The following is a 12989-nucleotide window of genomic DNA, read 5'->3' as shown; positions in this document are numbered from 1 at the left end:
AATGACAAGAGAACGAATAATAAGAGCAATAGCAGGAAGCTTTATTTTAATAAGCTTAATTCTAGCTGTTAAAGTAAACATCAACTGGTTGTGGTTTACAGCCTTTGTTGGTGCCAATCTTTTACAATCATCAATTACCAAATGGTGTTTAATGGATGATATTTTAAAGAAAGTCTTTAAAGTAAAAGATTAATTGTCTGATGTTAGTTCGGTTGAGTTTTACTTGACCGAACTCTTTTAAATAAGTATCAAAAGTTACATTATTTATGTAAATAATATTCTACATTTACTAAATTAATGGGAAAATTAGCTTCTATATCATTATCTATATTGATTCTTTTTCAAAGTTTTAATATTCATCTTGAAGACATTACCAGTGTTCAGGTTTTGGTAGAGCATGCTCAATTTCATAAAAAAATGTATGGTGATAGTTTTTTTGAGTTTTTAGCAGATCATTATGGTAAAAACATGAACGAACATAAAAATGACCATAAAGAACATAAAGACTTGCCTTTTAAAAGCGATTATCAAAATCATTTTCATCACAATATCGCTTTTACATTAAATCACGCTAGTTTTGCTATTAAGCCCTCTATTTATCAAGAAGTAATTCGTAACTTTTTGTATAGAGATTCTAATTCGACTCATAACATACCACCTATTTTTCACCCACCCGCAGTAGCATAATTCATTTTTATTAAAATCATTTATTAATAAGTTGTTTTTGAACAGCTTACAATTTTTTTATATGAATTATGTTAGGAAATATTATAAAATTCAGTATAAAGAATAAGCTTATTATTCTACTTTCTGTTGCATTTGTTATTGGGTTCGGAATTTACTCTTTAACTCAAATACCTATTGGTGCGGTACCCGATATTACCAATAATCAAGTGCAAGTTATAACTACATCAAGAAATTTATCAACGCAAGATGTAGAACAATTTATTACCTATCCCGTAGAGTTAGAAATGGCTAATTTACCTGGGGTAGAAGAAATCCGTTCCGTATCCAAATTTGGGCTTTCTGTGGTTACCATTGTTTTTGATGATGATTTAGGAACGTATTTACCCAGACAATTAATTGCTGAAAAAATTAAATCAGCATCAGAAAAAATACCTTCAAGTTTTGGTTCACCAGAAATGGGACCCATAACCACTGGTTTAGGTGAAATTTACCAATACATTTTAGATGTAAAACCAGGTTATGAAGATCGATACTCGGCAACTGAGCTTCGAACCATTCAAGACTGGATAGTAAAACGTCAATTATCTGGAATTCCTGGAGTAGTTGAGGTTAATACTTGGGGCGGATTTTTAAAGCAATATGAAGTTGCTATCAATCCGCAAAAATTAAAAGCTATGAACATTTCTATTGCTGATATGTATTCGGCTTTGGAAAAAAATAATAGTGTTGCTGGGGGTGGCTATATTGAAAAAACTAATGAAGCCTTTTTTGTGAGAGGGGAAGGCTTAGTTTCCTCATTAAAAGATATTGAAAATATTGTGGTCTCTAACAATAACGGACTGCCAATTTACATCAAAGATGTAGCAAAAGTTGGTTATGGAAGCGCTACTCGTTTTGGAGCAATTACCGGAAATGGTCAAGGTGAAAAAGTGTTGGGGCAAATTATGATGTTGAAAGACGGAAATTCCAAACAAATCATCGAAGCCGTAAAAGAACGTGTTGAATCTATTCAAAAGTCCTTACCGGAAGGGGTGTATATCAACGGATTTTTAGAGCGAAGTGAATTGATTGGTAAAACCACCTTTACAGTTTCAGAGAACTTAATTTTAGGGTCGTTAATTGTAATCTTTGTAGTGGTATTGCTTCTCGGAAATTTACGTTCTGGGTTGGTGGTTGCCTCAGTAATACCGTTAAGTTTATTATTTGCCATCTCGTTAATGAATATCTTCGGAATAGATGCTAACTTAATGAGTTTAGGAGCGATCGACTTTGGAATTATCATTGACGGAGCTGTTATTATTGTGGAGTTTATTGCGTTTCAAATCACCACGAAAAGTACTCAAATTTTATCACTTTCAAAAGATGAAAAACAGCAAGAAATTGATGAAATTACATCCAAGAGTGCCTCAAAAATGATGAATTCAGCAGTATTTGGGCAACTCATCATTTTAATTGTTTTCATTCCAATTTTATCATTAAGTGGTGTAGAAGGTAAGATGTTTAAACCTATGGCACTTACGTTCAGTTTTGCTTTAATTGGAGCAATGTTGTTTTGTTTAACCTATGTTCCGGTGGTTTCTTCATTGTTTTTAAAACCTACAAAAGCAAGCTCAAAGAATATCTCAGTAAAATTGATGAACCAATTAACAAGTTGGTACAAACCAACTATTGAATGGGCATTGTCAAACAGAAAAATTGTAGTTACACTTTCAGCAATTTTATTAGCATTTAGTGTGTGGGTTTTTAGCAGAATGGGTGGTGAGTTTGTGCCAACACTTGATGAAGGAGATTTTGTAATTCAACCTGTTTTAAAAACGGGAACATCTTTAGGAAAAACGATTGAAATCACTACGAAAATTGAACAAATACTATTAGATAATTTCCCTGAAGTTGATCAAGTAGTAAGTAGAATTGGTGCTGCTGAAGTTCCAACAGACCCAATGTCAATGGAAGAAAGTGATGTCATCATCAAATTAAAACCTAAAAAAGAGTGGACTTCAGCTCATAGTAAAGATGAATTAGCCGATAAATTCAAAGAAGCATTGACGGTAATTCCAGGTATGGAATTTGAGTTTACACAACCCATTGAAATGCGTTTTAATGAGCTGATTACAGGAGTGAGAGCCGATGTGGCGATTAAAATATTTGGAGAAGATTTATCGATTTTAGCCAACAAAGCCGATGAAATAAAATCTCTTATTCAAAATGTAGAAGGAGCCTCAGATATTATTATTGAAAAGGTTGAAGGATTACCTCAAATGAGTGTGAAGTACAACCGAAGCAAGATAGCGCGTTACGGGCTCAATATTGCCGATTTAAACCAAATTGTATCTATGGGATTTGCCGGAGAAGCTGTTGGAAGTGTATTTGAAGGTGAAAAGCGTTTTGATTTGGTAATGCGTTTAGATAAAGAACATCGTAAGGGCATTGACAACCTTCAAAACTTATATGTAGATACTCCAAGCGGGATGAAAATTCCGTTAAGCGAATTGGCAGAAATAACTTACACCAAAGGGCCTGCAAAAATATCAAGAGATGATACCAAACGTAGAATTGTAGTTGGAATTAATGTTCGTAACAGAGACTTACAATCGGTAGTAGATGATGTGCAAGCAATTATTGAAAGCAAACTAAAATTACCTACTGGATATACGATTACCTATGGTGGGCAGTTCGAAAACTTACAAAGTGCCAAAGCACGATTACTCATAGCAGTGCCAATAGCCTTGGTGCTTATTTTTATCATGTTGCACTTTGCTTTTAAGTCGGTAAAAGAAGCGCTTATGGTCTATACAGCCATTCCATTATCTGCTGTAGGTGGAGTTTTATTATTATGGATTCGAGATTTACCTTTTAGTATTTCGGCAGGCGTCGGTTTCATTGCTCTTTTTGGTATTGCTGTACTCAATGGAATTGTACTTATTGAACATTTTAAAGAATTAAAACACCAAGGAATTATGGACATCAAACAACGTATTGTAAAAGGAACTACAGAACGTTTACGTCCGGTTTTATTAACAGCTTCCGCAGCAGCTTTAGGATTTTTACCTATGGCAGTTTCGACCAATGCAGGTGCTGAAGTGCAAAGACCGTTAGCTACTGTAGTTATTGGAGGGTTAGTAACAGCTACCTTATTAACCTTGATAGTTTTACCAGTTTTGTATGCTTGGTTTGAAGAAAGAGAAATGAAGTTGCATAAAAAAGGATTAACAGCAGTAATTCTTCTATTGTTATCATTTTCTGTAAGTGCACAACAAAAACCATTGACTCTTGAAGAAACGTTAGATTTAGCTGTTAAAAATAACGCAGGCTTGAAGGCAGCATCGTTAAAAATAGAAGAATCCAAAGCGATGATTAACAGTGCTTTTGATTTTGACAAAACAGCTATTTATTATAGTTATGATGAAAATAATTTAGCTACTAATAACCGTCCTTTAAAAGTGTTTGGTATTCAGCAAGATTTTAAATTTCCAACGGTTTATTTCGCTGATAAAAGAGTAAATAAAGCTAAAAGTAACATTGAAAAATCTAATTACAATATTCAGTTAGAAACACTTAAAAGAGATGTTTTTTTAGCGTATTACAACTTACAGTATGTAAAAAACAAAGCTAAAACCTATCAGTTTTTAGATAGTTTATATCAAGATTTTGCAAAAGCATCTACACGTAGATTTGAATTGGGCGAAACCAATTATTTAGAAATGTTAACTGCAAAATCAAAGCAAAAACAACTACAAACACAACTTACTCAAATGCAGCAAGAAATGGTTTCAAGCTATGAGCAGTTAAAAAAAGTGGTACAGGTAGATACACTTTCAGTTGCTGAGGTTCCTCTAGAAAAACTATCATTAAAAGCTTTGTCAACAAACGAGAATGTAGGCTTACAGTATTTTGAAGAGTATAAAAACTACTTCAATACTTTGCATAAGCAAGAAAAACAACAGTTAATGCCTGATTTAAGCGCAGAATATTTTCAAGGAAGTAATAGCGGTATAAATGAGAATTTTATTGGATATCAATTCGGAATTAAAATTCCGTTGTTGTTCGGCGGAAAATCCTCTAAAATAAAAGCTTCCAAAATTGCGAAGCAAATTGCTGAAGAGCAGCAAAACGATTACAAGATCAAACTTTCTGCAGAATATAATAAGCTCTATGCGCAACTTCAGCAATATCAACAAGCATTAGATTATTATGAAACTCAAGGCAAGCAATTATCTGAAGAAATAATAAAAACTGCCGAAAGAAGCTTTAAACATGGTGAAATTGACTTTTTTCAATACATCCAAAGCTTAGAAAATGCTACGGATATAGAGTTGAACTATTTAGAAACTTTACATAAGTACAACCAAACCGTAATTTCAATAAACTATTTAATTATTTAAAACAAGAACCTATGAAACGAATATATATAGCACTTTTCTCTCTTTTGATACTTTCCTGCGGAAAATCAAAAGAAGCAACATCAGAAGCAGAGCAAACTTCAGAGAGTAATATTATTACAGTAACTAAGCAACAGTTTGAATCCGAAAAAATGCAATTAGGTGCGCTTTCTGAACAATCGTTTAACGAAACGATAAAGGCAAACGGATTTATTGATGTGCCTCCGCAAAACAAAGCAAGTGTAAATACTTTTTTAGGAGGTTACGTGAAAAGAACACCATTATTGATTGGGGATAAGGTTAAAAAAGGACAGTTAGTGGTAACGCTTGAAAATACTGAATTTATAGAGATGCAGCAACAATATTTAGAGGTTGCAGAAAGATTGAATTTTTTAAAATCGGAATATGAGCGTCAAAAAACCTTATTTGATGAGAAAATAACCTCGCAAAAAAACTATTTAAAAGCGGAAAGTGATTATAAAAGTGCGTTGGCTCATAACAACGGATTGCGCAAAAAATTATTGATGATGAATATCAATCCGAGCTCAGTTGAACAAGGAAAAATAGCGTCTGCTATTAACATTTATGCTCCCATTACAGGTTATGTTACCAAGGTAAATGTGAGTACAGGTGCATATGTTTCTCCTTCGGATGTAATTATTGAAATTGTGAATACCGATCATATTCACCTTGAGTTATCAGTGTTTGAAAAAGATGTTTTAAAAGTGAAAAAGGGACAGGAAATTTTGTTTAAAATTCCAGAAGCTTCTGAGGAAACTTATAAAGCAGAAGTACATTTGGTAGGAACTTCGGTAGATGAAAAAGATAGAACTATTAAAGTACACGGTCATATTGATGATGATGAAAAATACAATTTTGTGACCGGTATGTTTGCTGAAGCAACTATTATAAGTGATTCTACCAAAGGTTTTGCACTTCCTAAAAATGCAGTTACAGAAATAGATAACGATTTTTTTGTGTTAATGCTTGATAAGCAAGAAGGAGCTGATTTTAACTTTAAAAAGGTAAAAGTAAATATTGGTAAGCAAACAGAAGAATATTATGAAATACTGAATGCTGAAGCTTTACAGGGTAAAATAGTACTTACGAACGGAATTTTCATGCTCATGAGCGGAGCATAGACAATATAAAATTAGCGTTTTATAGTTATTGTTTTGGTTTAAAAAATCCCTTTCGAGCTTTATTTCGAAAGGGATTTTAAATATTCAAGGTTAGTTACACACACAACTTGGGCAGTTATTAGGGCATTTTAAAAGTGCAATTTTACTTTTTTTAATATCTGTAAAACCACCATCAACATTTATAAGCTTATTAAAACCGAATTGTTTTAAGATTGAAATAGCAATTACTGAGCGGTATCCACCAGCACAATACACGTAATACGACTCTTTTTTGTCAAATTCATGAATGTTTTCAAAAATATAATCCAACGGTAAATGCAAAGCTTTTTTTACACGATTATCCGTAAATTCATTTTCTCGCCTAACATCTAAAAATGAGCTTTTAGCATCTATCAATTCATCTGAAAAAGCAGAAATAGAACAAATACTTTCAGTTTCAAAATCTTTAGCTTGCCATTCGTTAATATCAAAATATCCTAATACATTATCATAGCCAATTCTTGCCAAACGTGTAATAGCTTCATTTACTTTTTCTTTAGAGGCTACTAAAATGATAGGCTGATTTATATCTTTAACTAAAGTGCCCACCCAAGGAGCAAATGTTCCGTCTAAACCAATGTAAATTGATCCTGCAACATGTTTACTAATAAACTCTTCAGTAGATCTAACATCTAATAAAATAGCTTCATTCAGCGCTAATAATTCTAATACTTTTGAAATATTTATAGAGGTTAATCCTTTTTTAATTACATCATTTACATTTTTGTTGATAGATTTATTTAACAAAGCATTTTTTGGAAAATATTGAGGTGGAGGAGTTAATCCATCCAATACTTGTTTAATAAAATCGTCTTTAGATAAATTCGGATTTAAAGCATAGTTGTTTTCTTTTTGATTTTTTAGAGTATCATAGGTTTTATCACTTATATTTTTACCGCAAGCAGAACCTTTTCCGTGGTTAGGATAAATGATAACATCTTCAGGTAAAGTCATGATTTTTTCATGTAAGGAAGTATATAATTTTGATGCTAAATCCTCTTTAGAAATACTAGAGTTTACTGCTAAATCAGGTCTGCCAACATCGCCAATAAATAAAGTGTCCCCCGAAAATAAACAGTGTTCTTTTCCGTATTCATCAAATAATAAATAAGAAGAAGATTCTAGCGTGTGTCCTGGTGTATGAAGTAAACGGAGTATTATATGACCAATAGAAAAGTCTTCACCATCTTCTCCTTCATAAAAATCAAATTCCGCTTTAGCGGTTGGACCGTAAATGATCTTAGCTCCGGTTTCCAAGGCTAAATCTACATGACCAGAAACAAAATCGGCATGAAAATGTGTTAAAAAAATGTATTTTAATGTTGCGTTGTTTTGTTGGAGAAGTTCTAAATAAGGATCCGTTTCTCTCAACGGATCAATAATGGTAGCTTCTCCGTTAGATTCAATATAATATGTAGCTTCTGCTAAGCAATGGGTGTATAATTGTTTAATTTTCATATGGTTATTAATTGAGGTGAATGGTAAAGTCAAGACAAAAAAACTATAATTTTTACCGATATTTTATGATATATGTCATAGTGTATTTTTAGTTTGTATTGTTGTTTTGCAGTGTTTAAAAAAACTAGAATGACAATAAATAAATTCAACATTGTTTCTGCAGAAGAGGCTGTTTCTATAGTAAAATCAAACGATAAAGTATTTTTTCAAGGAGCAGCTATGACCCCAAATGTATTAATAGATGCCTTGTGTAATAGATATCAAGAATTAGAAAATATTGAAATCATACAAATTCATACACATGGTAAAGCAAAGTATGTAGAAGAACCATATAATAAAACCTTTCGATTAATGAGCTGTTTTGTGGGAAGCAATGTTAGAGAAGGAGTTAATAAAACAAATGCCGATTATATTCCTATTTTTTTAAGTGAGATACATTGGTTGTTTAGAAGGAAGATTTACCCGTTAGATGTTGCTTTTATTCAGGTATCACCACCAGATAAACATGGATATTGTTCTTTAGGTGTTTCTGTAGATATTACGTTACCGGCTATTCAAACAGCAAAAATAGTAATAGCTCAAGTCAACCCAAATGTACCTAGAACCCATGGAGATGGTATTATTCATATAAGTAATATTAATTATGCAGTTGAAGTGGATGTACCCATTCATGCAGCAGTGTTAGGAGAACCTTCTGCTGTGGAAGCTAAAATAGGAAAATATGTTGCAGAATTGATAGATGATGGAGCTACACTTCAGATGGGGATTGGTAATATACCTAATGCTGTACTTCATAACTTAACCAATCACAAACGATTAGGCATTCATACCGAAATGTTTTCTGACGGGGTTTTACCACTTATTGAAAAAGGAATTATTACAGGAGAAGAAAAAGAAATTAAAACAGGTAAAATTGTAACTTGTTTTGCTATGGGTACTCAAAAACTATATGATTTTGTAGATGATAATCCTATAGTACATTTTAAAGAGGCGGGATATACTAATGATACAGCAATTATAAGACAAAACCCCAAAGTAACTGCAATTAATAGTGCTATTGAAATTGACTTAACAGGACAGGTTTGTGCAGATACTATTGGTAAATATCAGTATTCTGGAGTAGGAGGTCAAATGGATTTTATTAGAGGAGCTTCTTTATCAGAAAAAGGAAAACCAATCATTGCAATGCCTTCTGTAACTGCAAACGGAATTTCTAAAATCACACCATTTTTAAAGCAAGGAGCTGGTGTTACAACAACAAGAGCACATGTACATTACGTAGCTACCGAATATGGAGTTGTTAATTTATTTGGAAAAAGTTTAGAGCAGCGTGCTAAAGCATTGATTTCAATAGCGCATCCAGATCATAGAGAAGTACTTGAAAAAGCAGCATTTGAGAGGTTTTTTTAAGGGTTTTTAAAAAAGCACTTGCAAATTTGCAAGTGCTTTTTAGCAATTTATAGTTTAGTATTTCCCTTTTCAATATTTAATTAATGTTGATAGCACCTACCATTTGCATTTTTTGTGCGTCTTTTGCATCTTCTTCCTGATGTTGTTTTTCCTGAGCATTGTACAGCAGATCCTCTTTTTGCAGAAGTTTGTTTTTGATGATTACTATTTATGTTATTTGTAAATGTGTTTGAGTTTTTTGAACCTACATTGTAGGGTTTACATATTTTACACGCAGAGTACCCTAAAGCAAGTACCTTTTCTAAATCAATTTCTTTTTTTGAGTATTTTAAAAACCTACAATTTTCTTGATGATATTTTTTTCCTGTTTTGGTTATAAAAACGGTTTGAGCAATAGTGTTACTTGAATAAACTATTAAAATGATAATTAAGAGTGTTCTTAAATTCATTATGATTAATTAGTTATAATAATTAACAGTTTTTAAAAGTTGTTCCTCAAATTGATAGAGATCATCAATTGTTTCTATTAGTTCTTTAGTTTCATTTTTATTTTCATCAAACAATCCTAAGTATTTTTTTCCACCGTTTAAATGGAGCCTACATAGAGGTTTACGATTATTATTATCTAATAAAATCCCGAAATAAGACTGAGTGTCTCTATGAGAAATTCTATCAATAGGTAACTCTCTCCTAAGAATAGCAACTATAATTCTAAACCCTTCTAATTCTTCTTCTGTTGTAATAATTTTACTTTCTTCTTCAATTTCTATAGTTTCTTCTTGCTGTTTCTCAGATTCTTTATTGAGTGCTGCATTTAAACGGTCATTTACTTTTTCACTTATTACTTGATTAAAAGCCTTGTGTGTTAAATCTGTAAATTCACTCATAATCTTCTCTGTCAATCTACCTGAATATATTTTACCGGCAAATAACCTAACAAAATCATGTGATGGTGCCGATAATTCATTTGAAATACATTTTTTTATTTCTTTCGTGTATTTTAAAGAACTAGCGTTATTAACAATTTTGGTAACGTCAAAATTTGACTTATGAAACTTACCTATTTCATGAATATCTCCATCTTTTAGTTTAGTAATGTCAAATTCTAAAAAAGGTTTTTCATCCATTTTATTGGGTTGTTCTAAATCTGTATAGAAACGATATTGAATGCCATTAGTTAATAAAGCAAAACGTGTTTTAGTAGTGTGGAAATATCTGAATAATTGAGAATTATGGTTATCTAATGTTTCTTTCCAACATTTACATTCAATAATTAATATTGGAATTTCATTTTGAAAAATAGCATAATCTACTTTTTCGCCTTTTTTTAAACCTAGATCTGCGGTAAACTCCGGAACTACTTCTAAAGGATTAAATGTATCGTAACCTAATATATTAATAAAAGGTAGTACAAATGCATGTTTAGTAGATTCTTCCGTTTCTATTTTGTCTTTCAGTTGATTGATTTTATCAGCTACAAAGCGAAGTTTGTTTTGTAGTTCCATGGTGTTTTAGTTTATGTTAAGTTAATAGCAAGTACATTGATAATCTTTTATGTATTTATGAAAGCGGTCACCATAAGAATCAGAATCGCTATAGCCTCCATACTGGAAATCACTCCAATTTTCTGACGGAATACCACAAAAAATATATGATCTGGGAGAGTAATCATATTCATTTCTTTTGATTTTTGCAATTACATATATTTCAAAATCATACTCATAGGCAGTTACTTCGTACAACCATGATGAGTTTAATGTATAATTAGATAATGAAGTTTTATAAGACCCGTTCGTTTCAATATATTCTAGTAAGTCTTCACAATCTACTTCTTGAGAAAAAGAAAGATTAATGCTTAATATTATAAAAATCAAAAAAACAAAAGCCTTTTTCATAATTTTAATTCTTCAATTTTCTCTTTACCTAACTGAAAAGCATTCTCAAGTATTTCATAATTTTTTGTGAATAAAGTATTATTACTCCCATACTTTTCAAGGTTTATATACCATGTTGATTTTTCTTTATTTATGTAATAACCAACTTCAAAACCATCTTCTGTTATAAATTTGTTTTCTAAATAGTCTGATTTGGTATTTAAATCAATTTCTACCTGAGCTTTTAATCTTAAAATAGCTTTTTGTATCTCCATTACATCTTCATAAGCTATAGATGCGGTTTTGGTATCGTATTTTCCTTTTTTTGAAATTTGCAAAAAATACTTTTCTTCATTTCCGCTAATTATCTTTCTAATTTTACATTCTGCTATAGAATATGATGATTTAATATTTGGTAGTCTATAATCTTCAAATTTTAGAATTACACCTGTTTTAGATACAAAATTTAACATTTTAGATGTCTTCTCTTTTTCTGTTTGACCAAATAAGCTTGAAGTAATAAAAAAGACTATTAAAGTTTTAATTAAATATTTCATTTTTTTAATTGTTTTTAGAAGCTGTAATCATAGCAAGATTCCTAGCGTGAATTTCTTCTTTTTCTTTTTTTTCTATATCATCAATTTGACTAGTTATTAATATGTTGTGCTTACTGACTTTAGAAGGAATATGAAATAGATTGATTAAACACCAAATACCTAGGCCTCCTAATGTAAACCAATACAAAAACTGTAAGCCCCATTTATCTAAATATGCATAATGACAGCCGAGAAAAAACCAACATAAATATGCAGTTCCAGAAGATTTCATTTTAGATAATAAATAATGTTTGTTCATAATTAGTAATTTTTAAGTTTAATATTTCAAACTTAAACTACTTGAAAAACAAAACCTTACGGTATCCCGTAAGGTCAAATGTTGTTGTTAAATAAAATTAATGTTAATCTAAAGAAAGATTCTCTTTTAGCCATTTTGAACAGTTAGTATCAAAACCTGTCCAAGCTCCCTCACCATATAATCTAACAACTAAAAGTTTATCATTTTGATCTATAAAATTTAATAAATAATCTCTAACCTGAGATGAAGAATTATTAGTTTTTATAATAAATGTGCTGTCAAGACAGTGCCACCAGTTACCTATCTCTTTAATTTTTTCTATCAAAGTAGAATAATCTTGTCCACTTTTGTTTAAATCATAACCTATTAAGTATGTTCTCATTATAGTAATTTTTAAGTTTTTCAAATTTACAATCAACAAAAGAGTATTCCTTACGGGAAACCGCAGAAGGAAAAACTTTTAAAAAAGAGAAGAATTAAATAAGCCCTAAATCTTTAACAATAGCTACTAAGTGTATAGCATTGTTGGCTTTAAATTGAATGCGTAGTTTATTTAATCGTTTTTCTACAGAGCTTAAACTACTAGGAGAAATATTATTGTTTTTAAGATATATACTTATATCTTCTTGTGATAATCCGGTAGAAAGTAGTTTAACCAACTCTATATCATAATCATTTATTTCTAAATCTGTTTTATGGCTAATGGCCTGCGCTACTTGGGGAGATAAATAGGCTTGATGGTTGTAAACCGAAGGAACTGCTTTTTCTAACTCTATTAAACCACGCCTACCTTTGCATACATAAGCATCGGTATGGTAAGTGTTCATTAATAAGCGTACTTTTTGAAGGCGATCTTCAACAGAATAAGCTATGATTTTTAGCTCTGGATGTTCTTCTTTTAGCACTTTAATTAAATCTTCACCAGAAGAATATTTTTGTTTTCTATGGTCTGCTTTAAAAGATAAATCGGTTATCAATAAATCAAAAGGATCTTTGTCTAAAATTCCTCTTTTAATTTTAAGATAGGCATCATCACAATATTGTACTTGTTGCACGTTGGTAACGCCTAAATTGTCTAATACCGAAAGCACTCCTTGGTTAATACTTCCTAAATCATCTGAAACTAACACCTTTGAAAACATAAC

13 protein-coding genes are annotated in these 12989 nt (G+C 31.2%); 5 read left to right on the top strand and 8 right to left on the bottom strand.

Going from position 1 to position 12989, the window contains the following annotated elements; translation table 11 throughout:
- Nucleotide 1 precedes the first annotated feature (1 nt).
- The 4 genes from SLH33_RS09190 to SLH33_RS09175 all read left to right on the top strand — a co-directional run bounded on the left by SLH33_RS09190 (nt 2) and on the right by SLH33_RS09175 (nt 6208).
- Entirely contained in the window at nt 2-193 is a 192-nt protein-coding gene (locus tag SLH33_RS09190) for a DUF2892 domain-containing protein (protein WP_320418787.1), read from the top strand.
- 104 nt (nt 194-297) lie between these two features.
- Complete coding sequence (locus SLH33_RS09185) at nt 298-687, top strand: hypothetical protein (RefSeq protein ID WP_320418786.1); 390 nt, start codon at nt 298-300, stop codon at nt 685-687.
- 68 nt (nt 688-755) lie between these two features.
- Entirely contained in the window at nt 756-5069 is a 4314-nt protein-coding gene (locus SLH33_RS09180) for a CusA/CzcA family heavy metal efflux RND transporter (protein ID WP_320418785.1), read from the top strand.
- Nucleotides 5070-5080: 11 nt separating this feature from the next.
- Nucleotides 5081-6208: an efflux RND transporter periplasmic adaptor subunit gene (locus SLH33_RS09175; protein WP_320418784.1), complete on the top strand. Its 1128-nt coding sequence runs from the start codon at nt 5081-5083 to the stop codon at nt 6206-6208.
- Between the two features lie 90 nt (nt 6209-6298).
- On the opposite strand, the gene SLH33_RS09170 is transcribed toward SLH33_RS09175, so the two are convergent.
- Nucleotides 6299-7705: an MBL fold metallo-hydrolase gene (locus SLH33_RS09170; protein WP_320418783.1), complete on the bottom strand. Its 1407-nt coding sequence runs from the start codon at nt 7703-7705 to the stop codon at nt 6299-6301.
- Between the two features lie 129 nt (nt 7706-7834).
- Between SLH33_RS09170 and SLH33_RS09165 the strand changes: the two genes are divergently transcribed.
- On the top strand, nt 7835-9115 hold the full coding sequence (locus SLH33_RS09165; RefSeq protein WP_320418782.1) for an acetyl-CoA hydrolase/transferase family protein: 1281 nt from the start codon (nt 7835-7837) through the stop codon (nt 9113-9115).
- An 80-nt stretch (nt 9116-9195) separates the two neighbouring features.
- Here SLH33_RS09165 and SLH33_RS09160 read toward each other — a convergent pair whose 3' ends face one another.
- The 7 genes from SLH33_RS09160 to SLH33_RS09130 form a co-directional block, all read right to left on the bottom strand.
- On the bottom strand, nt 9196-9564 hold the full coding sequence (locus SLH33_RS09160) for a hypothetical protein (protein ID WP_320418781.1): 369 nt from the start codon (nt 9562-9564) through the stop codon (nt 9196-9198).
- A gap of 9 nt (nt 9565-9573) precedes the next feature.
- Entirely contained in the window at nt 9574-10620 is a 1047-nt protein-coding gene (locus tag SLH33_RS09155) for a type I restriction endonuclease (RefSeq protein WP_320418780.1), read from the bottom strand.
- 21 nt (nt 10621-10641) lie between these two features.
- A complete protein-coding gene (locus SLH33_RS09150) occupies nt 10642-10989 on the bottom strand; it encodes a hypothetical protein (RefSeq protein ID WP_320418779.1) in 348 nt (115 codons plus the stop codon).
- Nucleotides 10990-11006: 17 nt separating this feature from the next.
- Nucleotides 11007-11546, bottom strand: coding sequence for a hypothetical protein (locus tag SLH33_RS09145; protein ID WP_320418778.1), 540 nt, complete (start codon nt 11544-11546; stop codon nt 11007-11009).
- A 4-nt stretch (nt 11547-11550) separates the two neighbouring features.
- Nucleotides 11551-11844 carry a TM2 domain-containing protein gene (locus SLH33_RS09140; RefSeq protein ID WP_320418777.1) on the bottom strand — a complete coding sequence of 98 codons (294 nt, stop codon included), beginning with the start codon at nt 11842-11844 and terminating at the stop codon, nt 11551-11553.
- 103 nt (nt 11845-11947) lie between these two features.
- Nucleotides 11948-12226, bottom strand: a complete 279-nt coding sequence (locus tag SLH33_RS09135; RefSeq protein ID WP_320418776.1) for a hypothetical protein — start codon at nt 12224-12226, stop codon at nt 11948-11950.
- Between the two features lie 94 nt (nt 12227-12320).
- The gene (locus SLH33_RS09130) at nt 12321-12986 is read right to left on the bottom strand and encodes a response regulator (protein WP_320418775.1); all 666 of its coding nucleotides are present in this window, start codon (nt 12984-12986) and stop codon (nt 12321-12323) included.
- Nucleotides 12987-12989 lie beyond the last annotated feature (3 nt).

The organism is Tenacibaculum sp. IB213877, from assembly GCF_034043975.1.
Taxonomy (GTDB): Bacteria; Bacteroidota; Bacteroidia; order Flavobacteriales; family Flavobacteriaceae; genus Polaribacter.
Note: the sequence above shows the minus strand (reverse complement) of the source record. Positions and strands in the feature narration are given on the sequence as shown.